This is a genomic window from Natrinema sp. SYSU A 869 (genome assembly GCF_019879105.1).
Classification (GTDB): Archaea; Halobacteriota; Halobacteria; order Halobacteriales; family Natrialbaceae; genus Natrinema.
On record NZ_CP082249.1, the window covers coordinates 341,462 to 362,356 of the forward strand.

Below are 20,895 nucleotides of genomic sequence, written 5' to 3' on the forward strand. Positions count from 1 at the left end.
CAACGACGGGTGATCGCCGATGACGGCGACGCCAGTCGGCACGGAATCGACACTCGTGATCGCGCCGATGCTAGTCGTCCTCGTCGCAGCCGCCGGAACGCTGCTGCTCGGCCGGCATCCCCGGGCTCGAGCGGCCGTCAGTCTCGCCGGCGGCGCGGGCTACGCGATCGCGGTCGCAGCGATCGACTGGTTCATCGTCCTCGCGCCGGACGCGCCGGGGATCGCGACGTATCAGGTCGGCAACTGGCCGGCCCCCTTCGGGATCACACTCGTCGCCGACGGCCTGTCGGCGTTCATGTTGACTATGGTCGCGATCCTCGGGGCCGCGTCGCTGGTCTTCTCGACCAGACACCTCCCCGGCGGCGAAGGGCGCAGTTACTACTTCCCGCTCTTTCACTTCCTCGCACTGGGCGTCACCGGCGCGTTCCTCACTGGCGACCTGTTCAACCTCTTCGTTTGGTTCGAGGTGATGTTGATGGCCAGTTACGTTTTCGTCGCCTACAGTGGCGGCCCCCAGCACACCCGCGCCGCGTTCTGGTACGTGACGCTCAACCTGCTGGCCAGCGCCGTCTTCCTGCTCGGCGTCGGCGGCATCTACGCGACGACGGGGACGCTCAACATGGCCGATCTCGCCCAGCGGCTCGCCGACCCGGCAGCTTACGGGCTCGAGCCCGTACCGGTCGTCGGCCTCCTCGGCTTGCTCCTATCGGTGTTCGCGATCAAGGCCGGCCTCGTCCCATTCCAGTTCTGGATTCCGACGGCCTACCGAGCCGCACCGCCACAGATCACCGCGCTGCTAGCCGGGGCAACGAAAAAGGTCGGGATCTACGCCATCATCCGGCTCTCATTTACCGTGTTCGCCGGCGCGGAGGTCGCCGTCGACCTTCCGATTCCGCTTCTGGACGTGGCAATCGCGGGCGATTCGCCGCTGCCGTTCGTCGGCGCGGCGCTGTTCGTCATGGCGGCTGCCAGCATCCTTCTAGGCGGTATCGGGGCCGTCGGCCGCGACTCCATGGAAGGTGTCTTCGCCTACTCGAGTATCGGCCAAGTCGGATTCATCGCGATCCCGGTCGCGATCGCGGCGACGGCGGCCAGCCCGGGACTGCGCAAGTTCGCGATCATCGCCGCGCTGGTGTACGCGCTCAACCACACGCTGGCGAAGGGACTGCTCTTCCTCGCTGTCGGGACGGTCAGATCCGCAACGGGAACGAGCCGCTTTGCCGACCTCGGTGGACTGGCCAGGCGGTCGCCACCGCTGGCGATCGCCGTGTTCGTCGGGTCGCTCGCGCTCGTCGGCATCCCGCCGCTGTCGGGCTTCTTCGGGAAGTTCCTCGTCTTCGACGCCGCCGCTCGAGCGGCGGCCGGGCCCGTCCTCGTCGTCTTGCTCGTCGGGTCGCTGTTGACGATCGCGTACGTGACCCGGCTGTGGAATCAGAGCTTCTGGGGGGCACGGACGGACGCCGTCGAGGCGGCGACGATCGATTCCGTGCAGGTCGCGATCCTCGTCGCCCTCGCTGTCGCGATTATCGCGGTCGGTATCGGCTTCGAGCCCGTCTACGAGTTCGCGGAGACCGCCGCCGAGGCCGCACTCGATACTGAGGGCTACGTCGACGCCGTCAACCCTCAGTCGGCAAGCGAACTGGGAGGGTCAAGCGGGGGTGACCACTGATGCGAGTCCGGACCTGGCCGGTCGTCGGCGTCGTCTTCGCCGTTCTGTGGGTGTTCGTCGTCGGACAGCCGCTGACCCCGATCTCACTCGTCCGCGGCTTCCTCACCGGGCTGCTCGTCGGCCTGCCGGTGGCGTACGTCTTCCGGCGGCTGTACAGCAAGTACATCGATCTCGGACGCGGGGTTCGGGCGCTCCCCTACGCCGGGCTCTACCTGGGTGCGTTCACCTGGGAACTCCTGCGGGCGAACGTCGACGTCGCCTACCGGGTGCTCTCGCCCGGCATGCCGATCGAACCCGAGGTAATCCTGGTGCCGCTTCGGGTCGAGTCCGACATCGCGATCACGGTAATCGCGAACAGCATCACGATCACGCCCGGAACCGTGACGTTGGACTACGACGAGGAAACCAACGCGCTGTACGTCCACGGCGTTAACGGCCGCGACCCCGAGGCGATCGCCGAACCGATCCGTACGTGGGAGGACTACGCCCTCGAACTGTTCAACGAGGAGGCGTCGCCGTCGGATCCGCCGCCGGAAATCGTCGTCTCCGGCGGGGAAAGAGACAGGGGGCCGGATCGCCAAGCGGGAGGTATCGGCGATGACTGAGAGCGATCCCGCCGTCCTCGAGATGGCGATCCGTGCGGCGTTAGTCCTCGTCAGCGGGCTCTGTGTCCTGTGTGGCTACCGCGTGATCCGCGGGCCGACGAACCCGGACCGCGTGGTCGCCTTAGACGCCATCGCGACGAACGTCGTGGCGATTGCGGTCCTGTTCGCCCTGCTGACCGATCGGGGCCTCTTTATCACCGTGAGCCTCGTGCTCGCGATCATCGGCTTCATCGCGACCGTCGCCGTCGCTAAGTTCGTCACCGAAGGTGAGGTGATCGAATGATACACACCGCTGTCGTGATCGCGCTGATCGCCGTGGGTGCGTTCTTCCTGACCGTTGGCACGATCGGCCTGTTGCGGCTGCCCAATGTCTACAACCGGATGCACGCCACGAGCAAGCCGACGACGCTCGGCACCGCCGCGATTTTCCTGGCCGGCTTCGTCGAGTTCGGTCCCGGTTCGGAAGGGCTGACCGCGCTCATCGGGATCGTCTTCCTCTTCCTGACGGTCCCCACCGGTGCACACATGATCGCCCGTGCCGCCGAGCGGATCGGCATCCCCTTCCTCGGTAGCGTCACCTGGCCCGACCCGTCGGCGGTCGAACGACCGGAGCAACTCGAACACAGCGAGCGATCCGACGAGGCCGAACCGACCGACGACTAGGGCTTCAGCGTTCGAACTCGGGCTCTCGATCCCGGTCCCGTTCTCGACTGTCGGTCTGATCCGCTTGGTTTCGCTCTCGAGCCCACGCCTGTGCGTCCTCGAGCGTTTCCGTGTCCAGCAGCTGCTCGAGTTTGCGTTCGAACTGCTCGTCGGTCAACTCGCCCGCAGCGTACCGTTCGCGAAGGGTCTCGAGTGCGTCACGCGTGTCGGTGGCAGGTTCGGTCGTCGTCGGCTCGGATTTCCGTACCGTCTCGTCCGTCCTCGAGTCATCCCATTCCCGGTCGTCCGCGTCCCGTTCCTCGTCGAACAGAATCGCGACGACCGGCACGACGGCGATGTAGCCGACGAGCAACGCTGCGAGCCACCAGTCCTGGCCGGTGAACATCGCGCCGAGCCAGATCGCCGTCACGAGCAGCGACGCGATGCCGGACGCGTTCTCGCGAAGGCGATTCCACGGCGTCTCCCCGCTGCGCTCGCGACCGCTCCCCTCGATCGCATCCATACGATGACTTCGCGTCGGGATCGGAAATACGTTATCGGTCCAAGGTGTCGTCAGCCGAAATCGCCTACGCATGGTCGGTCGACAACCGAACGGAGAGGCCAGCCAGTACAGCAAGGAGTCCACGATGGCGAGTATCGATCGCTTCTGGAGCGGTCAAAGGTCGCGTGTCCGGGAACGGTCAAAGGTCGCGTGTCCGGGAACGGTCAAAGGTCGCGTGCTGTCTACAGCGGACTACGCCCACCAAGTGGGCGTGATTTCCGGTATCAAGAGCGAATCAGCTGCTCTGTGACCGCAGGCTGGTACCTTCTAAAAAGCCAGTTTTCGGTAGAGACGGTCGAGGAAGAGCACTCAGAAGCGGTCAGATGACGTAATAGGCTATTCAGATCGAGTTAGGGAGCGCGCGAAAACGGGCGTTCATCGAGCGCAATCAGCGAGAATGAGGAGAGTAGCAGACGTGACGAAGGGGTGTCCTGTGTTACCCGCTCCCATCGCGACGGAAAGGAACTTACGAGGGAACCGGTGGCAGCGTCGCCTCGTCGAACCAGAACGCTTCGACCGCGCGGCCGATGTCGGCGAACTCACCGGGATCGGTCGGCTTCGTGAGGTAGGCGTTCGCACACAACTCGTAGCTCTTGACGATGTCTTCGTTCGCCTCCGAACTGGTAAGAACGAGCACCGGCAACGACGTCAGCTCCGGATCGTTCTTGATCGTCTCGAGGACTTCGAACCCGCCCGTTCTGGGCAGGTTCAGGTCCAGTAAGACGAGGTCGATGTCGGGACCGGACTCGGTCGCCGCTCGGTTTTGCAGGAACTCGAGAGCGGCGTCACCGTCGGTGACCGTGTGAAACGTCGTTTCGAATCCCGCCGATTTGAAGGCTTCCTCGATGAGCCGAACGTCACCGGGATTATCCTCGACGAGCAAGAGAGAGACGGGATCGGTGGAGGGAGGGTGAGACACTGTCTGATAAGTGGAACCTCAGGCGTATAAGCCTGCGTACAAAGCACATTGGATACGGTTTGCGCAGTGGGGCGAATCGCCGGCGGTCGGCCACCGCTGCCACCGAGGAGCGGTCACTCTCGTTCGACGATCGTCCCGCCGGCCAGTCCATCCCACTCGACGCGATAGTCAAGCCGCGAGAGGATTGCACTCGAGTCGGAGATTCCATCTTCCTCGAGTACTGCCTCGGCGTCAGCGAGGTCCATGCCGGGTTCGATCTCGTCGGCGAGCGTGTCGAGCACGGCGGGCCGAATCAGCGTCCGCCCGACCTGGTCGTGCTCGGGGACAGTCTTGTCCGCGAGCGCGTCGGCGCTCACGCCGTGGCGCGCCGCCAGCGTTTCCAGCGTGATCACGGCCTCGTCCGGCCGGAGCTCGTCGGGAAGCGCGGCCGCGCTCTCGGCGACCAACTGCCGTTCGTACTCCCGGAGGACGTCGGCGACGTCTTTGACCCGTACCGTCCCGGAGTAGGGAATTGCCCGGTGGTCGCGGGCGGCGATCTCTTCGCCCACGCCGAGCGATTCGTCGACGGCGACGAGCATGTCCACGTCCTCGAGATCCGACAGCTGTGAGAGTTTCTTCTCGACGTACTCGGGCGTCCAAAACCCCATGATCTCGAAAAAGAGGCGGAAATCGCCGTGTTCGTACTCGAAGGCGAAGTCCGGAATCATCACTCGCGTTCCCGTCGCGAGCGGTTCCGGCTCGCGGACAAGGTCCCACTCGAGGCCCAAGTTCGAAAATCGGGCGGCGAAGTCGGCTTCGACGCCGCTGTCGAACGAGACGTTGGCCACCGGTTCGGCGTCGGGGACACGAATCGGGTCCTCGTGGGAGAGCGAGAGCGTTCGTTCAGTCCCGCGGTCGTCGATCGTCGCCGCGAGCGACCACCGCTCGCTCTTCGCGACCGTCCTGAGGAGTCGGGCAAAACGGGTCCCGTACCGCCGCGTCGCACGAAAGAGGTGGGTCGGGCCAGTAACGACGACTTCGCGGTCCGAGATATCGGGTGCTCCGTCCGTCTCCTCACTATCGAGCTGCCGGATCTCGTACATCAATCGCAGGCGTTTGATCGCCGAGATCAGCGCTTTCGGATCGCTCGAGCGGACTCGCAGCTCGGTTGCGTCGAATAGGGCCGTCTGTGCCAGCGAGAGGTTGTACTGGGCGACCAGCCCGTCGGGATCCCAGCGCGGTTCGACCGCGGTCAGGACCTGGCGCTCCTCGAGATCGGCGTAGAGGGCAGTCTCGAGGTCGTCGGCCGAGACATCGAGCGACTCGCTCGCGCGGATGAGCGCCATCGCGCGTTCGTCCGCTGTGACAACGCCGACCGCCTCGGCGGCCTTGAATGCGGCCCGGCGGGCGTGTTCAGGCTCGACCGCTGCGTCGGTCTCGAACGTCGCCTCGCGCTCGAGCAGTGCCGAGAGGCCGCGAACGAGTTTGAAGTCCTCGGCATCGCGCTCGAGCTCGGTAAGTGCGGACTCGAGGGCGGCGCGCGGTTCGCCGACGTGACCCTGGTATGTGCCGATGACCCGGGCCGCGAGCGGGCGGTGGCTCCGGTCTGCGAACTGGGGGTGGTAGCCGCCACCGGCTCGCGAGACGCGGAGCAGGTCCTTCGTCAGCATCTAGTTCGTGTCGGCGCGGCGTCGCCAAAAGTTACCCGGACGCACGTGGCGCAATTCTCCCTCTTCGCGCTGAATTCGCTTCCGCGTTCATCCGACGACTGCCGGACGGTCGCCGTCACCCAGTGGATAGTGGTCGAGTGCCGACTGTGCGTCTCGTTTCCGCTCGAGCAGCGCGTCCGGGTCGGTCGGGCCGTCGCGTTCCGTCTCGGTCGCGCTCTCGGTTCCGTCGGTCGTCATGTCCGAGAAGTCGCCCGATTTCAGAACGCGTCGCCCTCGAAACTCGTGTCCGCGTGCAGGCTGTCTTTCAGCGCGTCGTGGACCTTGCAGAGTTCGAAGGCGCGCTCGATGATCTCGTCGCCAGTGTCATCGTCCACGTCGGCCGCGACGCGGATGTCGAACTGGACCGACTCGAGTTTGTCGTCGTCGTTGAGTTCGCCACTGGTCTCGATCTCGATCCGCCCGAGGTCGTCGGCCCCTCGCTGCTGGCCGCCGACGCGCAGCGCCGGCACGTAACAGGAGCCGTAGGCGGCGAGTAGCGTCTCGAGCGTATCGGGGGCCTCCTCACCGTTGGCGTCGATCGTCGTCTCGAAGTCGCGAATCTCGTTGGTGGCGCTGTACCCTTCGTCGGAAACGGTGGTGACCTGCTTCGCCATAGCAGTCGAGTCGTCTACGGGTGGTGCTGTAAACGTTTGGTAACAGCAAAGGTGCTCCTCTCGAGTGGGTTCATTCCCGTCGATCACGTACGTCTACTCGGGGTAGGAATGATTTGAATACCGTCTACCTAATCAGCAATCAGATATTGGTAACGTCAGCCTCGACCTCGTATTCCTCTATTCGAGATGAATCATCGCCAAGGAACATCGCTTCAAACTCCCAAACACGACCAGCGGCTAGGTCGGAGGTATTAGCGAGGCTTTCCTCGAATTGTACGCCGTCTGCATCAATGAAGTAGACTGAGATCTCCACGTACCCAAGTGTCTCATCAGAGACGTTTTCCACTTGTCCCCGCACTCCGGAACTGAACGAGCCATCGCTGTACCATTCGTGATTAAGGAGTTCGATAAGATCATCGCCTCCGTTTGCGTCACCATTCCCACCACTGTTGTCGTCACCGTTCCCTGAGTCGTCGTTATTCGTGCCACCACTCTCGCGGTCCGTATCGTCGCCTCCGCTACAGCCTGCGAGTGCGGTCATTAGTGCTGTCCCACCAGCCAACAACAATCTCCGTCTATCCACACATTCTCTTTATTTGTTGTGTTAATAAGACTGTCGGATTGTTGATTGTTTCACCAATATTATGTCTTAAAAGAGGGGTCGGCGCGCCGGTTCCAATACCCTGCGTTTGCAGCGGTATCTGTTTCCTTGATACGAGCGAATAGGTTGAATATGGCCAGTTTCAACAGGCAGTCGGCGAACAAGATCAGTATAATTTCGACGGTGATAGACGCTGTAATGGCGTTCCGGCGTGGGCGTCGAAAGAGCGGCCTCTTGCTCCTCGTCGCGGCCGCGCTCTCATCTCGCGTTCCCGGCATCGGAACAGCCGTGTCGCTGTTCCTTCGATTGGTTCGGCGACTCCGATAGCTCGAGGGGCCATGGTCGACGTTACCGGCCACCTCGGGATGGCGCTGTTGTTCGCCGCACCGGCGTGGATGGTCTGGGGCCGACGCGGTGCGCTTGGGTTCACGGCCTTTGCGTTAGCGACGGCGATGCTCCCCGATACCGATCTGGCGCTTCGACATATGTTCCCAGTTACCCACCACGGGGTGACGCACACGGTCCTGTTCGTCGTCCTAATGAGCGTTCTCGCCGGAACCGTCGCCGCCCGGTACCTGACCGACTGGTTCAACGCCAATCGCAGGATCCGGAGCTCCGAAATCACAAGCGAGACTGTTTTCATCTTCGCTACGGCGGGGCTGACCGTCGGCGGAATCAGCCACCTGTTCGCGGACATCCTCTCCGCACCCGATATCGCGCCACCGCTTTCGCCGTTCTGGCCCCTCTACTCAGAGCCAGTGATCGTCGACGCGATCTACTACGGGTCGCCGTTCTGGAACGTCGGGCTGCTCACCGCCGGCGTGGGACTCCACCTGCTGCTCGCTCGAAACGAGCGCTACCCGCTCGAGACCCGCTACCGAATCGGTGCCTCCGAGGACTCACAGTATCGCGCGAGCGACGATGACTGAGTACTCGAGTCGTCCGCGACGGCGAGAAAATAGAGCCGGCAATCGATGCGATCGTCACCGTTCGACACCCTGTCCGTTCAGGGCTCGAGTTCGAACGGCTCGTCGGCCTCGAGGGTGTGAACGTCGGCATCACTGCCGGTCCCGCGGACCTCACTGGCGAAGTCCTCGGGGTCCTGTTCGATCGGCGGGAAGGTATCGTAATGTTGCGGGAAGGCGTGGTCGATGTCGAGCCAATCGACGGCGATGGCGGCCTGCATCGGTCCCATCGTGAAGTGGTCGCCGATCGGTACCGCGGCAGCGTCAGGCTCAAGATACGGTCCGATAACCTCGCGCATTTCGGTCATGAGGGACGTGTCGCCCGCATTGTAGAACGTCGTCGACTCTTCGTCACTGACTTGCGTGGGCTTCGTGTCCGAGATGACGAACCCAGCCGGCATCCCGCCGCTCGCGTCGTTTTCGGTCATGATCCCGTTCGTGTGGTCAGCGCGGGTCATCGTGACGTAGGCGTCGCCACATTTGACGGTCCCGCCGAGGTTCATCCCCATTCCCCCGACAGCGTCGTCGTAGCCGAACTCGTCCTCGCAGTAGGAGACGATCTCCGGCGTCGCGACCAGCGTCGCGTCCGAGAACTCGCCCGCGTGAGCGATGTGGTCGGCGTGGCCGTGTGTCAAGAGGACATAGTCGGGCGTGTCGATGTCAGCCGGCTCGAGATCCGTCTTCGGGTTGTCGAAGAACGGATCGATCAGCAGGTCGGTCTCCCCAACGGTGACGTGCCACGTCGAGTGGCCGTGCCAGGTGAGTTCCATAGCACCTGATCGATTCGGACGAAGACACAATAAAGGTGAGCGAGGTCCAGGCGGAACCGACGACGGAGCGCATATCGCTCCGTCCGTTGACTCGCTCTCGTCCCCACAGAGCCCTCAATGATCGCTTTACAGCCGGGGCCATACATGTACTATCACCAACTGTTATACGTTCGGTCTCCCAAGGATAGGGAGCCGCAAGCGAACTGACACACCACGCATGCGGTCTGGAATCGCATTCCGGTCGGTCGCCAGCGTATCGCGACCGTTGCTACCGTTGTGATTGCAGGACGACCCGCTACCACCCGGCAGCCCCCACTGCGGGGAGCCGCGGAGTTCCGCTGGCAGTCACCGCACTGGGCGGCGATGCCGTGCCGTTTTTTACCCGGGGTCGTACGGCGACCATGCTCGCACTTACGCTCGAGGAGTTTATGGTAGAGCTAAACGATGGTGCAATCAAGAACGTCGGACCGAACAACAAGGAAGCGACGGTCAAACTGTTCGACGTGGACTCCGCCGAGGCCAGGGAGTTCGGTGACAAGCGCGTCAAACTCGTCTTCGAGGACGAGGACGACAACGAAGTACAGGTATCGCTGTTCCCGGAAGACGTTCGGAAGATCGTCGACGATATCGAGGCGCTCGAGGACGATTCGCCCGTTTTCGACTGAGGGCGGGGCTGTATCGCAGTTGTAACCGAGACTCGCGTCGCGAACGCATTTCGACAACCGTTTTAGGGCGAAACCGCTTGGTCCGAGTAGATGGGTAACTGTATCATCTGCGGCACACCCGTTGACGGCGAGATCTGTGAGAGTCACGAGGAGGATGCTGTTTTCGAATTTCGCGGCACGTCTGCCTCGCAGCTCACACCCGGTCGCTACTACCGGGGAACCGTCGACGGTTACGCCGACTTCGGTGTCTTTGTTGACATCGGAGACCACGTCACCGGCCTGTTGCACAGAAGCGAACTCGACCAACGACTCGAAAGTCTCAACTGGGAGCCAGGGGACGATGTCTTCGTCCAAGTGCTCGACGTTCGAGACAACGGCAATGTCGACCTCGGCTGGTCGATCCGCCAGCGCGAACGCGAGTTCCGCGGCAAACTGATCGAGACGGCTGACGACGAGTACCAGCCCGAAGAGTTCGAGGACGACACCGACGAGTCCTCGACCGAACCGAGCGACGAGTCCTCGGCTGAGACGCCCGAGGAAACCGAAGACCTCACCGACGACCGAGCGGCAAAAGCCGGCGAACTGCAGGCTGCGGCTGAGGAAACCGAACCCGAACCGGACACGGATTCCGTCGACGAGGGCCAGCCCGCGGTCGCGGAGACCGCCGGCACCGCCACGAGTAGCGGCTCCGTCGCGACCGAGTCCGCCACCGCCTCGACGCCGGCCACCGACGACGCGACCGACGCCGAACCGGACGCCGAGTCCGAACCCGCACTCAAGCGAACGACCATCGAAGCCATCGAGAACCAGGTCGGCAGTGTCGTCCGCCTCGAGGGCGAGATCACCGGCGTTCGCCAGACTAGCGGTCCGACGGTCTTCGAACTGCGCGACGAGACCGGTACCGTCGAGTGTGCGGCCTTTGAGGAGGCCGGCGTTCGCGCCTACCCCGATGTCGAACTTGACGACGTCGTCGCCCTGGAAGGCGAAGTCGAACACCACCACGGCGACCTGCAGGTCGAGACCGAGTCCCTCGATATCCTCGAGGGCGAAGAACGCGAGACCATCGTCGACCGCCTCGAGAGCGCAATCGAACGCGAGGCCCGCCCAGCTGACGTCGAGTCGCTAGCCGATCACGACGCAGTGGCGGTCGTCGAAGACAACATCGCTGACGCGGCAACTGCGATTCGCCGCGCCGTCATGGAAGCGCGACCGATCGTCGTCCGACACGGCGCAACCGCCGACGGCTATGTCGCCGGTGCTGCCATCGAACGCGCCGTGCTCCCACTGATCCGCGAGAAACACACCCGCGAGGACGCGGAGTATCACTACTTCGAGCGCCGCCCGCTCGACGGCCGCGTCTACGACATGGACGCCGCCACCAGCGACGTCACCTCGATGCTCGAGGCCCGTGATCGTCACGGCGAGCAACTCCCGCTCGTCGTCCTCGTCGACGCCGGCTCGACAGTCGAGTCCACCGACGGCTACGAACTGCTCTCGCTGTACGACGCCGAGGCGCTGGTCATCGACGACAGCCGAGCGGACGACGAGGTCGGCGACGCCGTCGACGTCGCCGTCGCGCCGTCACTCGCCGGTGTTGACGTTACAGACGTCACATCGACCGCGCTCGCAGCGAACGTCGCTGCCCACGTCAACGATGATGTCCGCGCCGATCTCGAGCACCTCCCCGCAGTCAGCTACTGGGAGGACACGCCCGAGGACTACCTTGCACTCGCCACCGAGGCCGGCTACGACGAGACCGGCGTCTCCGAGCGCCGCGAAGCCGTCGCGCTCGAGGCCTACTACCAGTCCTACAAGGACAAACGCGAACTCGTGATCGACCTGCTGTTCGGCGACGACGACGAGTCAGCGCGGCCCCGAGACGGCGATCTCGCGGCCCACGTCTCCGAACAGTTCCGCGACAAGCTCGATACCGAACTCGAGACGGCTCGCGAGAACCTCACGGTACAAGGCGTCGACGGAATCACCGTCTCCGTGCTCGACACGGACGCCTTCACGCATCGGTACAACTTCCCGACGACGATCCTGCTGCTGGACGCGCTCCACCGCAGCGAACGTGACCGAGCGGACCCGCCCTACGTCACACTTGGCGTCGGCGACGACGAACTGCACGTCCGCGCGACCGAACCCGTGAACGTCCGCGATCTCGGCGATGCGATCGCCGACGCGGTGCCGAACGGCGGTGTCAGCGTCGTTGGCGGTCAGGACGGCCACGTCGAGTTCCTGCCTGGCGAACGCGATGCGGTCCGCGAGGCAGCGCTCGAGGCGCTCGGCGAGACGCTCGCGTAAGACTCGTCTTCCTCCGTCGTCCAGCGATTGCACAGCGGCAGCGCTGGCTATCGAACCCTTTCTTATTCGCTCAGGCAGTCGAACATACTACGTACCTTGCTCTCGGATTTAATTCAGCACGTTTAATCCGTTCCTGCCGAAACGGCGTCGCATGTCACAGTCGACGTGGTGGTACGGCATCGTTCCGTTCCCCGTCGTGGTGCTGACGGCGTTGACCGCTCGGTTCGCGTCCCGCGCGTTCTTTGCTGCGGCTCGCCCGTCGACTGACGCGACTCTCGGTGCGGACGTTGCGTGGTTCGCATTGCAGACGCTCTCGTTCTGGACGGGGGTCCTCGTGGCTGTGATCGTCCTCGTTTGTTTACTTGCGGATTGTCGGACGCTCAGTGGGGACGAGGCGTGGTCGCCGAGCATCTGGTGGGGACTCGCCGGCGTCGTCCATCTCGGCGGGCCGTCGTCGCAGAACTATTGGTCCTCTCGGTTCCCGCGCTCTCCTACTATCTGTACCGACGCCATGTTCGCGTCGGACGCCCCTGATAAAACACACATCGGGGAGCGTGTCTCGCCGGTTCCGTCCTCTCGAGTCGGTTGAGTTCCCCTCGCGGACCCGACAGCGGTGTCGCTATGACTCGAGGTCCCGTTGTCGTCCCTTCGGCACCATCGAGCGGAGTTCACCGTGGACGTAGAGGCCGACGCCGATGGGTTCGCGCTCGTCACCGACCTCGTGGGCGGCGATCAGATACCCCCAGTCACCGTCCCACCATTCCAGTTCTTGGTCCTCGCCGGCCGCGAATCGGTACGCTTGCTCATGGTCGAGATCGATCACGCACTCGGTCGCGTGGCCGCCGAAGCGCTGGACGAAGTCCGTCGTGGGTTTCCAGTGTTCCTGCCGAGTGCGGAGACAGGTCATCCCGATGGCCTCAATCTCGAGCGGCGTCGGTGCCTCGCCGCCGTAGATCCAGATCTTGCCCCCACCCTTCTCCCAAAAGGTGTAGTCGTCGAACGTTTCGGGCGGGATGCCGAACCGATCCGCGAAGAGATCGACGACTTCCTCGCGGCTGACGCGGCCCTCGACGGTTCGCTCGGCCGGCGTCGCGGGGAGCCGATCGAACCGCTGGCCGTCGTTTCCGTCGGCCATCACGCGGTCACCTCCAGTTTCGCGACGAAGAAGCCACCGGTGTCGTTCTGGTGGGGGTAGATTCGGGCCGCGTTCTCGAGGGTCGAGTCGAACGCGTCGCCGTCCCACTCGGTCAGTCCCGGCGAGTACTCGAGGCCGAGATCGAAGTCGACGACGCGACAGGATTCGGTCTCGAGGGCGTGCTGGACGACGGCCTCGTTCTCCTCGGGCGCGAAGGTACAGGTCGAGTAGACGACGGTTCCTCCCTCGCGGGTGGCCTGGATCGCTCGCCGGATGATCCCCTTCTGAATGCCCGCGACGGAGGAGATGTGCCCCTCGGACCAGTTGTCGAGTGCGTCGGGATTCTTCCGGATCGTCCCCTCGCAGGAACAGGGCGCGTCGACGAGCGTTCGATCGAACTCCTCGAAGTTGAAGCGCTCGAGCGAGTAGTTGCGCGCGTCGGCGTTGGTCACGGCGAGGCTGGTCGCGCCGAGTCGCTCGGCGTTGAACCGCAGGGCCGAGATGCGCCCGAGGTTGTTGTCGTTCGCGACAACCGTTCCGCGGTCATCCATCAGCGCCGCGATCTGGGTTGCTTTCCCGCCGGGGGCGGCACAGCAGTCCCAGACCCGTTCGCCGGGTTCGGGGTCGAGGACGACTGGCGGCACCGCCGAGACCTCCTCCTGCCCGTGTATAAAGCCGTGAAAGGCGGTCCAGGTCGATCCCAGCGAATCGGTTTCGAGGTCTATGACGCGCGGGTTCCAGTCGGCCTGCTCATAGTCGAGGCCCTCCTCGTCAAGGGCCGTAAGCGTCCGCTCGACCGAGGCCTTGATCGTATTGACGCGAACGGCGTTGCCGAGCGGCCGCTCGCAGGCCGCGAGAAAGGCGTCGAAGTCGTCGATGATCGGTCGATACCGCTCGAGTGGCTCCATTGGACGCGGATTCGCACGCCCCGCGTTTGTGGGTTTCGAAGCGCCGGGTGCGGCCGGATCGACGGGGACTCCGTCCCGGTAGCCGCCGCCCTCGATTTTATGGAGTCGCCGACAGATATCTCGCGTATGGCACAGATCCGCCAGCAGGGGCCCGAGATCGACCTCGAGGAACCGATCCTCGTCGAAGGCTTTCCGGGACTCGGACTCGTCGGGAAGATCGCGACCGACCATCTCATCGACGAACTCGACATGCGCTACTACGCGAGCGTCGATTGCAAGGGGCTGCCTCGCGTCGGCGTCTACCGCGGCGGCGATCGAACGGCCCAGCCACCGGTCCGGCTCTACGCCAGCGAGGAGCACGACCTCCTCGCGCTTCGTAGCGACGTGCCGATCTCCTCGGAGGCCGTCGGCTCCGTCGCCGAGTGTCTGACCGAGTGGATCGTCTCGCAGGACGCGCTTCCGCTCTACCTCAGCGGGCTGCCCGCCGAGCGCGAGGACGAACCCGACGTCTACGGCGTCGGAACCGGCGACGCCGGCGGGCTACTCGAGAGCTACGATATCGACGTTCCGCCCGAAGACGGCGTCGTCACGGGGCCGACGGGCGCGCTCATCAACCGCGCCGCACAGCGCGACTACGACAGCGTCGGTCTCGTCGTCGAATCGAGCCCGCAGTTCCCCGACCCCGAGTCCGCGAGTGTCCTCCTCGAGGAGGGGATCTGCCGGATCGCCGATGTCAAGGTCAACGTTCAGGAACTGCTCGACCGCGCGGCGGAGATTCGAGAGAAACGAGAACAGTTCGCCCAGCAGATGCAACAGATCGGCCAGGAGGAGAGTTCGCAGGCCCAGCCGCTACGAATGTATCAGTAGCGATCGCCGGATTGCGACTCGTTCTCTCTATAGTAGCCACTGAAAGTCACTGCACACCTGATCGCATGACAGCTGTTCGATCAGTGTGTAAATCGTTTCAGTGGCTACTATAGCGTCGTCACTGGAAACGCGTCGATCGGTGACGCCGCGCCGATCGCTCGACACGTGCGAATCCGAAGCGAACGCTCTCGAGTTGATGTTCGAAGAATCGAGTTCATTCCGTCGCCTTCCGACGACGTTTCAAACCCGTCGTTACTCGCGGACGACGTTCGTCGCACGCGGGCCCTTGGGGGCCTGTTCGATGTCGAATTCGATCTCCGTTCCTTCCGTGAGGTCCTCGCCGCCGACGTCTTCCATGTGGAAGAACACGTCCTCGTCTGCGTCCTCAGTCTCGATGAATCCGTAGCCGCCAGTGTCGTTGAAGAAGTCAACCGTGCCGTTTGCCATTACAACCAAACGGTACCGAGATATACGGATAAGTATTCCGCATGCGTAATCGAATCGAGGTTCGTTGCACACGAACGTTCTGTAACTCACCGACAGAGCGTTTGAAGGAACGTCTGCGTCGTATTCTCCGATGATACGGTGACCGATCTGTCACAGTACCCAATACTTTCCGCGGTATCCCCACTTCTCCCGAGCGACGGACTCACTCGTCAGCCGCCTCGTCTCGGAGAAGCGGCAGCGGGCCGTGAGAACCACGACAATCTAAACCACACCTCGGTCGAGTGCTACTGGTATGTCCCGAAAGGTGGTCCGCGTCCACGGCGACGCCCATCCGGAACTCCACGAGGTCGAATCGACGTTTCTCGACCTCGCCGACGAGGTCACCCACCACATCGAGGACGAGGAGGAGAACGTCCTCCCCGAACTCGAACGGCTCGACGACGAGCCGTCGCTGACGCCCGACGAGGAGGCGCGGATCCGCGAGCCGATCGCTCACCTTGAGGACGAACACGACGTGGCCGCCGCCCACCTCGAGCGACTCCGTTCGCTGACCGACGACTACGCGATCCCCGAGGATGCGTGTCCCAGCTATCACAACATGCTCGACCGACTGCGGCTCCTCGAGGAGGACATGCATCTGCATATCCACAAGGAGAGCAACGTCATGTTCCCCGAGGCGCTCCTGCGCCTCGAAGCCGTCGTCGCGGAGTAGTCGACCGGCAGGACCGATCGGTTCCGGTTGCGCATCCGTCTTTTCGGCGGCGAGCCGACCGCGTTCAGCCGCTGCTCGTGTTTCCTGCGTCGAGCGGTAGGAAAGAGGTGGCATCGGTCGGTTCAGGTCCGCCGTCCGGAAGCGCGAGTCGGGCCGGCCGATCGCAGTGCGGTCCCGATCGATCACGATCGTTTATATGTAACAATACCTACGGGTGACATATGGATGTTACCGACGCCCGCGCGGAGTGTGATGCCGTTTTGGATGCCGTCGGCGCGACCGTCATCGCGGATCGGGAGTTCCTCGAAACCGTTCTGCTCGGCGTCCTCGCACGGGGCCACGTGCTCTTAGAGGATGTTCCCGGAACCGGAAAGACCCTGACCGCAAACAGTCTGGCGTCGGCGCTGGGGTTGTCGTTCTCCCGAATTCAGTTCACACCGGACCTGCTACCAGCCGACGTGACCGGGTCTCACGTATTCGACGAGTCAGACGGTACCTTCGACTTCACCCCCGGACCGATCTTCGCGAACGTGGTGCTGGCTGACGAGATCAACCGTGCGCCGCCGAAGACCCAAGCCGCCCTGCTTGAGGCGATGGCGGAAGGTCAGGTCACCGTCGATGGCGACACGCATCAGTTGCCGCAGCCGTTTTTCGTAATCGCGACGCAGAACCCCGTCGAGCAGGCTGGCACTTTCCCGCTGCCGGAGGCTCAGGTCGACCGCTTCTTAGTGAAACAGTCGATTGGCTATCCCGACGCGGACGGCGAGCGAGAACTGTTGCAGCGACGACTCGGCCGCACCGAACGAAGTCCGAGTATCGACTCGGTGCTAGACGGCGACCGCGTTCGAACGCTCCGGGAGGTCCCCGAGTCGGTCCGAGTCGACGATGACCTCGTGTCCTATATCGCTGCGATCGTCCGCGGGACGCGAACCCGCAACCAGGTCGATGTCGGGGTCTCGCCGCGGGGCACCCAGCGCCTGCTCGAAGCGACGCGGGCCCGTGCCGTCATCGACGGCCGCGACTACGTGACGCCCGACGACGTCAAACGCGTGGCCGGTCCGGTGTTGGCCCACCGACTCGTTCTCACTCCCGACGCCTCGGTCGACGGGGCTTCAAAGACGGCGATCGTCGACAAGGTGCTCGATTCCGTCCCCGTGCCGACGCTCGAGTAGCGAGCGCGCGACCAACGGATCGAGTGACCGGCATCGATCAGTTTGCCGTGGAAGCGATTATCGCTGTAACGCCGCCAGCAGGAGCAACGCCCCGAACAGCATGGCGATCACGGCCGCAACCGGCTGCCCGCTGGGACCGGCAATGAAGACAACGTAGCTCCCGACGGCGGCGACCAGCCCGACGAGGACCGTTCCACCGACGTGTGGGAGTTCTGCCCTCGCCGTCGCCGCCTCCCGTCCGAGCTGGTCGCCGATCCCGATCGCGTGATGGCCGGCGTCCCAGGCCAGTACGGTCGCGGTGACGCTCGCGAGCATCGATATCGGTGGGATTCCTTGAATTCCGCCTGCGAGTAGCCCTGCGAGCGCGACGCCACAGCCGATCGTGACGGCTCGGCGAGATCCCGTCCAGAGTCCGGCACCGACGGCCAGCAGCGCGGCGGTGCCGCCAGCGAGCACGAACGGAGAGTAGAGGGCACTCGAGACCACCCCGAGGAGCAACGCGACGATCGAGAGCCCACCGGTCAGGACCGCGGGCCGGTGGTCGGGGTCGACCGCGTCGATGTCGGCGGTCACGCCGACCACCGCCGTCGACTGTTCTCGAGCGTCGCCGCCAGCGATTCGTCCGTCGACCAGTCGACGACCCTGATGCCTGCCTCTCTGAGCGTCGAGATGCGGACCGTTCGTTCGACCGCCGCGAGTCGTTCGCCGGGCGTCTTCCGCCCCGTCGGATCGGGGCTGATGACCGTCACGAGGTGTCCGTCGGCCTCGAGCAACTGCGCGATACGAACGATGTCGTCGTCGCACAGCGGCGTGAACAGGACCACCTGCGAATCGGACGGCATCCGCGATCGGAACCGCTGGCGCTGGACGTACAGCATCGATGGCGACGATTCCGGCGGAGACAGCGCGAACGCCGGATCGGTCGCGAACAATCGGCGGGCCTTCGCCCGATGGTCGGGGCCCGATCCCGGCGACAGCCACTGCTGATGCGGTCCGAAACTGGTGAGCCCGACGTTGTTTCCGCCCGCATCGAGCGCGTCGAGCACGGCGATCGCCGCCTCGATGCTGCGACCGACCGCGTGGCGGCTCGTCTCGTCGGGCCGACGGTACGCGTCCGTCCGCGTATCGACGGCGAGCATCACCGTTGCCGACCGCTCCTCGCGAAACGTTATTGTCGTCAGATCTTCGCCGCGAGCCCGACGGTTCCAGTCGATCCGCGAGAGCGGGTCGCCGCGGCGATACTCCCTGGTCGCGTAGAACTCGAGGCCTTCGCCACCGACGTCCGTCTCGATGCGACCCGTCAGCGGCAGCGTCAGCGACCGCAACGGGAGGTTGGTCTCCGTCTCGGCGGGCGAACAGCGGAGTTCGGTATCGACGCGTATCCGCTGGATTCGCTCGGCGGCACCGGTGAATCCTCGCGCGACGACGACCATCGGTTCGAACGCGTGGGCGCCCTGGCGAGCGGTCACCGTGTAGGTGAACGTTTCCGTCTCGCCCGGCCGGAGTGCAGTCCCGTGTCTCGGGGTGCCATCAATGACGACGAGTTCCGCCGGTACGCCGTCGACGAGACGGAGGTCCGGGAGGATCCCGCCCCCGTCGTTGCGGACGCGCACCGTCACGCGAACGGGATCGCCCGACGTGGGGTCGCCGTCCTCGAGTTCGCGGCTGATCGAGAGCGTCGGTTCCGGCGGCCGACCGACCCGGGCGTAGGCCGCGTACGCGATGCCGACGACCGATGCCAACAACAGCGCCGGCGACGTGATGATGACGCCGGCGGCACCGAACAGCGAGGCGACGGCAGCGATGCCGGTCCAACGGTTCGTCTCCTGCGTGCTCGAGTTGACGACGACCGATTCCGCAGCGTCCGCGGTATCGGTGTCGGTGTCAGATTCAGTGTCGGCGTTGGCGTCGGTGTCAGATCCGGAATTAACGTCGGTATTCGGTCCAGCATCGGCGTTTGGACGACGGCCGGTACTGTCGTCGGTACCGGTTTCGGAGCGAGTCCTGGTATCGATACCGACGGACTCGCCGCCGTCGGCCCGCTCGCCTCGAGCGTCAGTCGATCGCTCGGCATCGCCGCCCGTCATGCGTCGTCGCTCACCTCCGCGATTCGCGCGATTTCGGCTGCAGCACGTCTGGCACGGCGGGGGCGGTCGCGACGCATCGTCGCTCGAAGCCGGACGTGCCACGGTGCCCAGTCGGGGACGACGTTCGTGAACTGCGCCGCCGCTAACGGGTCGTCCGTCCAGGTCCCGTTTTCGAGCGCCGTTCGGGCCTCGTCCTCGGTCAGCCCCTCCTCGAGCACCAGCGTGTCGATGGCCGCCTGCTCGAGTCGTTCGCGGAGTTGCCTACCATCCTGTCCGTATCTCACGCGTCCCGATTCGATCGTCGCGTCGATCTCCTGTCCGGGAGTCGGAAGCTCCCGTGGCCGTTCCGGCGTCGGGAGTTCGGTCTGCGTGACGTCGGTGTGCCGGCGCGCCTGTACCGTTCGAAGCCCCTGCAAGAACGCGATCACGCCGATCACGGATACGATCCACTCCCCGAGGCTGAGGGGACCGGTCAGTTCCGGGACTACCACGAACACCAGGCCGATCAGGACCAGTCCGGCACCGACTATCGCGTACTTGTTCATAGGCATTCGTTCATCGTGTGTCTCCGTTCTCGCGGTCATCGTCACCGTAGACCGCTTCGATCCGCCGCAGTATCTCGACGGCGCGACGTTCGTGGTCGTCCGTGACGGGACGATCGCCGTAGCGGACGTCCTCGAACATCGTTCGCAACTCGTCGACGTGGGACGGATCCAGCCCCGCGTCCCGCGCCGCGGCCGCGAATTCACCGGGCGTACTCGAGGCGGGTCGGTCGACCTCGAGTGGCTCCGTCATCTCGCGCCACGCCCGGTAGATGTCGTTCTCGAAGTCGTCGCCCGACTCGATCCGGTCGGCGGCCTGCCCGGCCGCGCGGCCGAGAGCGCTACGTTGAATGGCGTCGTCCGATTCCGCGGCCGATTGCGCCGATTCCCGCTCCTCGCCGTCGCTGCCGGTGTAAAACAGTGCCGCGAACGCCCCGACGATCGTCACCAGCAGGACGGTCAGCACGAGCAGCGAGGGGAGAGTCAGCCCGGTAACGGTACCGTCGTCGCCGCCGGACGGACCACCGGATCCGTTCTCCGCCGGGGGCGGCAAATCGGCCGCGGGAGCCGGGGACTCGAGAGTCTGTGTCCCGCAGCCGCTGGTGAGGACGACGAAGACGAGCACGACCAACGGGAGCAACGCGACCGAGAGCATAATCGTCAGCCTGGTATCGTATGACCGCGTCGCCAGCGCGGCGATTCCGACTGCCCCCAAAACGAGCCCGAAGAATCCTACTCCTGAATCGAGAAACTCGACGCACAGTCCCGAGAAGTTGAAGGTGGTGTCCATCTCAGGGCCGGAATCGACCTCGGAGGAGTCGCCCGGTTCGTCGCCATTGCTGCCGCCGTCGGCACTGCCGAAACCGCCGCCGTTCCCACCGTTCTCGACCATCGACGGTAACGTCGCCGCGACGAGCACGACGGCGAGACAGCACAGGAGGGCGAGCAGGACGACACGACCCGTATCTCTGTCCACGCTCTTTCTTTCTTGTAATACCTGAAATGTTTTACTCTCATT

26 protein-coding genes are annotated in these 20,895 nt (G+C 64.3%); 12 read left to right on the top strand and 14 right to left on the bottom strand.

The window, feature by feature from the left end:
- The first annotated feature begins 19 nt into the window (after positions 1-19).
- Genes K6I40_RS09770 through mnhG form a run of 4 tightly spaced genes read left to right on the top strand, consistent with a single transcriptional unit; the run spans position 20 to position 2,937 of the window.
- Entirely contained in the window at positions 20-1,669 is a 1,650-nt protein-coding gene (locus tag K6I40_RS09770) for a proton-conducting transporter membrane subunit (protein ID WP_222918838.1), read from the top strand.
- Positions 1,669-2,274, top strand: coding sequence for a Na+/H+ antiporter subunit E (locus K6I40_RS09775; protein WP_222918839.1), 606 nt, complete (start codon positions 1,669-1,671; stop codon positions 2,272-2,274). The genes K6I40_RS09770 and K6I40_RS09775 overlap by 1 nt, the downstream gene beginning before the upstream one ends.
- On the top strand, positions 2,267-2,557 hold the full coding sequence (locus K6I40_RS09780; protein ID WP_222918840.1) for a cation:proton antiporter: 291 nt from the start codon (positions 2,267-2,269) through the stop codon (positions 2,555-2,557). The genes K6I40_RS09775 and K6I40_RS09780 overlap by 8 nt, the downstream gene beginning before the upstream one ends.
- Positions 2,554-2,937, top strand: a complete 384-nt coding sequence (gene mnhG, locus K6I40_RS09785; RefSeq protein ID WP_222918841.1) for a monovalent cation/H(+) antiporter subunit G — start codon at positions 2,554-2,556, stop codon at positions 2,935-2,937. Before K6I40_RS09780 ends, mnhG begins: the two co-directional genes overlap by 4 nt.
- A gap of 4 nt (positions 2,938-2,941) precedes the next feature.
- Here mnhG and K6I40_RS09790 read toward each other — a convergent pair whose 3' ends face one another.
- The 6 genes from K6I40_RS09790 to K6I40_RS09815 form a co-directional block, all read right to left on the bottom strand.
- Positions 2,942-3,439, bottom strand: a complete 498-nt coding sequence (locus tag K6I40_RS09790; RefSeq protein WP_222918842.1) for an SHOCT domain-containing protein — start codon at positions 3,437-3,439, stop codon at positions 2,942-2,944.
- 505 nt (positions 3,440-3,944) lie between these two features.
- Complete coding sequence (locus K6I40_RS09795) at positions 3,945-4,397, bottom strand: response regulator (RefSeq protein WP_222918843.1); 453 nt, start codon at positions 4,395-4,397, stop codon at positions 3,945-3,947.
- Between the two features lie 113 nt (positions 4,398-4,510).
- Positions 4,511-6,046, bottom strand: coding sequence for a DUF790 family protein (locus K6I40_RS09800; RefSeq protein ID WP_222918844.1), 1,536 nt, complete (start codon positions 6,044-6,046; stop codon positions 4,511-4,513).
- Positions 6,047-6,133: 87 nt separating this feature from the next.
- Positions 6,134-6,283 (bottom strand): hypothetical protein, encoded by a 150-nt coding sequence (locus K6I40_RS09805; RefSeq protein WP_222918845.1) that lies wholly within the window; start codon positions 6,281-6,283, stop codon positions 6,134-6,136.
- Positions 6,284-6,303: 20 nt separating this feature from the next.
- Positions 6,304-6,699: an OsmC family protein gene (locus tag K6I40_RS09810; RefSeq protein WP_222918846.1), complete on the bottom strand. Its 396-nt coding sequence runs from the start codon at positions 6,697-6,699 to the stop codon at positions 6,304-6,306.
- Between the two features lie 139 nt (positions 6,700-6,838).
- A complete protein-coding gene (locus tag K6I40_RS09815) occupies positions 6,839-7,240 on the bottom strand; it encodes an FxLYD domain-containing protein (RefSeq protein ID WP_222918847.1) in 402 nt (133 codons plus the stop codon).
- 192 nt (positions 7,241-7,432) lie between these two features.
- Here K6I40_RS09815 and K6I40_RS28340 point away from each other — a divergent pair, with 192 nt between their 5' ends.
- Complete coding sequence (locus K6I40_RS28340) at positions 7,433-7,627, top strand: hypothetical protein (RefSeq protein ID WP_255681945.1); 195 nt, start codon at positions 7,433-7,435, stop codon at positions 7,625-7,627.
- Positions 7,628-7,638: 11 nt separating this feature from the next.
- Entirely contained in the window at positions 7,639-8,229 is a 591-nt protein-coding gene (locus K6I40_RS09820) for a metal-dependent hydrolase (protein ID WP_222918848.1), read from the top strand.
- Between the two features lie 77 nt (positions 8,230-8,306).
- On the opposite strand, the gene K6I40_RS09825 is transcribed toward K6I40_RS09820, so the two are convergent.
- Positions 8,307-9,035, bottom strand: a complete 729-nt coding sequence (locus K6I40_RS09825) for a metal-dependent hydrolase (protein ID WP_222918849.1) — start codon at positions 9,033-9,035, stop codon at positions 8,307-8,309.
- A gap of 401 nt (positions 9,036-9,436) precedes the next feature.
- Here K6I40_RS09825 and K6I40_RS09830 point away from each other — a divergent pair, with 401 nt between their 5' ends.
- From K6I40_RS09830 to K6I40_RS09840, 3 genes are all read left to right on the top strand, one after another.
- Entirely contained in the window at positions 9,437-9,700 is a 264-nt protein-coding gene (locus K6I40_RS09830; protein ID WP_222918850.1) for a hypothetical protein, read from the top strand.
- Positions 9,701-9,790: 90 nt separating this feature from the next.
- On the top strand, positions 9,791-12,007 hold the full coding sequence (locus K6I40_RS09835) for an OB-fold nucleic acid binding domain-containing protein (RefSeq protein ID WP_222918851.1): 2,217 nt from the start codon (positions 9,791-9,793) through the stop codon (positions 12,005-12,007).
- A 151-nt stretch (positions 12,008-12,158) separates the two neighbouring features.
- A complete protein-coding gene (locus K6I40_RS09840; protein WP_255681946.1) occupies positions 12,159-12,596 on the top strand; it encodes a hypothetical protein in 438 nt (145 codons plus the stop codon).
- Positions 12,597-12,626: 30 nt separating this feature from the next.
- Here K6I40_RS09840 and K6I40_RS09845 read toward each other — a convergent pair whose 3' ends face one another.
- Positions 12,627-13,142, bottom strand: coding sequence for a hypothetical protein (locus K6I40_RS09845; protein WP_222918852.1), 516 nt, complete (start codon positions 13,140-13,142; stop codon positions 12,627-12,629).
- Positions 13,142-14,050: an RsmB/NOP family class I SAM-dependent RNA methyltransferase gene (locus K6I40_RS09850; protein WP_222918853.1), complete on the bottom strand. Its 909-nt coding sequence runs from the start codon at positions 14,048-14,050 to the stop codon at positions 13,142-13,144. The genes K6I40_RS09845 and K6I40_RS09850 overlap by 1 nt, the downstream gene beginning before the upstream one ends.
- Positions 14,051-14,176: 126 nt before the next feature.
- On the opposite strand from K6I40_RS09850, the gene K6I40_RS09855 reads away from it, so the two are divergent.
- A complete protein-coding gene (locus tag K6I40_RS09855) occupies positions 14,177-14,917 on the top strand; it encodes a PAC2 family protein (RefSeq protein WP_222918854.1) in 741 nt (246 codons plus the stop codon).
- 252 nt (positions 14,918-15,169) lie between these two features.
- On the opposite strand, the gene K6I40_RS09860 is transcribed toward K6I40_RS09855, so the two are convergent.
- Positions 15,170-15,364: a cold shock domain-containing protein gene (locus tag K6I40_RS09860; protein WP_005554594.1), complete on the bottom strand. Its 195-nt coding sequence runs from the start codon at positions 15,362-15,364 to the stop codon at positions 15,170-15,172.
- A gap of 292 nt (positions 15,365-15,656) precedes the next feature.
- Here K6I40_RS09860 and K6I40_RS09865 point away from each other — a divergent pair, with 292 nt between their 5' ends.
- Together K6I40_RS09865 and K6I40_RS09870 are read left to right on the top strand one after the other, a co-directional pair.
- Positions 15,657-16,076 (top strand): hemerythrin domain-containing protein, encoded by a 420-nt coding sequence (locus K6I40_RS09865; protein ID WP_222918855.1) that lies wholly within the window; start codon positions 15,657-15,659, stop codon positions 16,074-16,076.
- Between the two features lie 221 nt (positions 16,077-16,297).
- Entirely contained in the window at positions 16,298-17,248 is a 951-nt protein-coding gene (locus K6I40_RS09870; RefSeq protein WP_222918856.1) for a MoxR family ATPase, read from the top strand.
- 57 nt (positions 17,249-17,305) lie between these two features.
- Here the strand turns inward: K6I40_RS09870 and K6I40_RS09875 are convergent, their stop codons facing one another.
- From K6I40_RS09875 to K6I40_RS09890, 4 genes are read right to left on the bottom strand one after another with little or no spacing between them, the layout of a single operon-like run.
- A complete protein-coding gene (locus K6I40_RS09875) occupies positions 17,306-17,830 on the bottom strand; it encodes a hypothetical protein (protein WP_222918857.1) in 525 nt (174 codons plus the stop codon).
- Positions 17,818-19,335 carry a DUF58 domain-containing protein gene (locus tag K6I40_RS09880; protein WP_222918858.1) on the bottom strand — a complete coding sequence of 506 codons (1,518 nt, stop codon included), beginning with the start codon at positions 19,333-19,335 and terminating at the stop codon, positions 17,818-17,820. The genes K6I40_RS09875 and K6I40_RS09880 overlap by 13 nt, the downstream gene beginning before the upstream one ends.
- Positions 19,332-19,880, bottom strand: a complete 549-nt coding sequence (locus tag K6I40_RS09885; protein WP_222918859.1) for a hypothetical protein — start codon at positions 19,878-19,880, stop codon at positions 19,332-19,334. Before K6I40_RS09885 ends, K6I40_RS09880 begins: the two co-directional genes overlap by 4 nt.
- 10 nt (positions 19,881-19,890) lie before the next feature.
- On the bottom strand, positions 19,891-20,853 hold the full coding sequence (locus tag K6I40_RS09890; protein ID WP_222918860.1) for a DUF4129 domain-containing protein: 963 nt from the start codon (positions 20,851-20,853) through the stop codon (positions 19,891-19,893).
- Between the last annotated feature and the right edge of the window lie 42 nt (positions 20,854-20,895).

Bases quoted from the DNA above. Each gene is read 5' to 3' on its own strand.
- K6I40_RS09835 (WP_222918851.1), top strand. From the start codon at position 9,791: ATGGGTAACTGTATCATCTGCGGCACACCCGTTGACGGCGAGATCTGT.
- K6I40_RS09825 (WP_222918849.1), bottom strand. From the start codon at position 9,035: ATGGAACTCACCTGGCACGGCCACTCGACGTGGCACGTCACCGTTGGG.
- K6I40_RS09880 (WP_222918858.1), bottom strand. From the start codon at position 19,335: ATGACGGGCGGCGATGCCGAGCGATCGACTGACGCTCGAGGCGAGCGG.
- K6I40_RS09815 (WP_222918847.1), bottom strand. From the start codon at position 7,240: ATGACCGCACTCGCAGGCTGTAGCGGAGGCGACGATACGGACCGCGAG.
- K6I40_RS09780 (WP_222918840.1), top strand. From the start codon at position 2,267: ATGACTGAGAGCGATCCCGCCGTCCTCGAGATGGCGATCCGTGCGGCG.
- K6I40_RS09840 (WP_255681946.1), top strand. From the start codon at position 12,159: ATGTCACAGTCGACGTGGTGGTACGGCATCGTTCCGTTCCCCGTCGTG.
- K6I40_RS09775 (WP_222918839.1), top strand. From the start codon at position 1,669: ATGCGAGTCCGGACCTGGCCGGTCGTCGGCGTCGTCTTCGCCGTTCTG.
- K6I40_RS09855 (WP_222918854.1), top strand. From the start codon at position 14,177: ATGGCACAGATCCGCCAGCAGGGGCCCGAGATCGACCTCGAGGAACCG.
- K6I40_RS09845 (WP_222918852.1), bottom strand. From the start codon at position 13,142: ATGGCCGACGGAAACGACGGCCAGCGGTTCGATCGGCTCCCCGCGACG.
- K6I40_RS09790 (WP_222918842.1), bottom strand. From the start codon at position 3,439: ATGGATGCGATCGAGGGGAGCGGTCGCGAGCGCAGCGGGGAGACGCCG.
- K6I40_RS09870 (WP_222918856.1), top strand. From the start codon at position 16,298: ATGGATGTTACCGACGCCCGCGCGGAGTGTGATGCCGTTTTGGATGCC.
- K6I40_RS09860 (WP_005554594.1), bottom strand. From the start codon at position 15,364: ATGGCAAACGGCACGGTTGACTTCTTCAACGACACTGGCGGCTACGGA.
- K6I40_RS09820 (WP_222918848.1), top strand. From the start codon at position 7,639: ATGGTCGACGTTACCGGCCACCTCGGGATGGCGCTGTTGTTCGCCGCA.
- K6I40_RS09770 (WP_222918838.1), top strand. From the start codon at position 20: ATGACGGCGACGCCAGTCGGCACGGAATCGACACTCGTGATCGCGCCG.
- K6I40_RS09830 (WP_222918850.1), top strand. From the start codon at position 9,437: ATGCTCGCACTTACGCTCGAGGAGTTTATGGTAGAGCTAAACGATGGT.
- K6I40_RS09885 (WP_222918859.1), bottom strand. From the start codon at position 19,880: ATGAACAAGTACGCGATAGTCGGTGCCGGACTGGTCCTGATCGGCCTG.
- K6I40_RS09850 (WP_222918853.1), bottom strand. From the start codon at position 14,050: ATGGAGCCACTCGAGCGGTATCGACCGATCATCGACGACTTCGACGCC.
- K6I40_RS09865 (WP_222918855.1), top strand. From the start codon at position 15,657: ATGTCCCGAAAGGTGGTCCGCGTCCACGGCGACGCCCATCCGGAACTC.
- K6I40_RS28340 (WP_255681945.1), top strand. From the start codon at position 7,433: ATGGCCAGTTTCAACAGGCAGTCGGCGAACAAGATCAGTATAATTTCG.
- mnhG (WP_222918841.1), top strand. From the start codon at position 2,554: ATGATACACACCGCTGTCGTGATCGCGCTGATCGCCGTGGGTGCGTTC.
- K6I40_RS09800 (WP_222918844.1), bottom strand. From the start codon at position 6,046: ATGCTGACGAAGGACCTGCTCCGCGTCTCGCGAGCCGGTGGCGGCTAC.
- K6I40_RS09810 (WP_222918846.1), bottom strand. From the start codon at position 6,699: ATGGCGAAGCAGGTCACCACCGTTTCCGACGAAGGGTACAGCGCCACC.
- K6I40_RS09805 (WP_222918845.1), bottom strand. From the start codon at position 6,283: ATGACGACCGACGGAACCGAGAGCGCGACCGAGACGGAACGCGACGGC.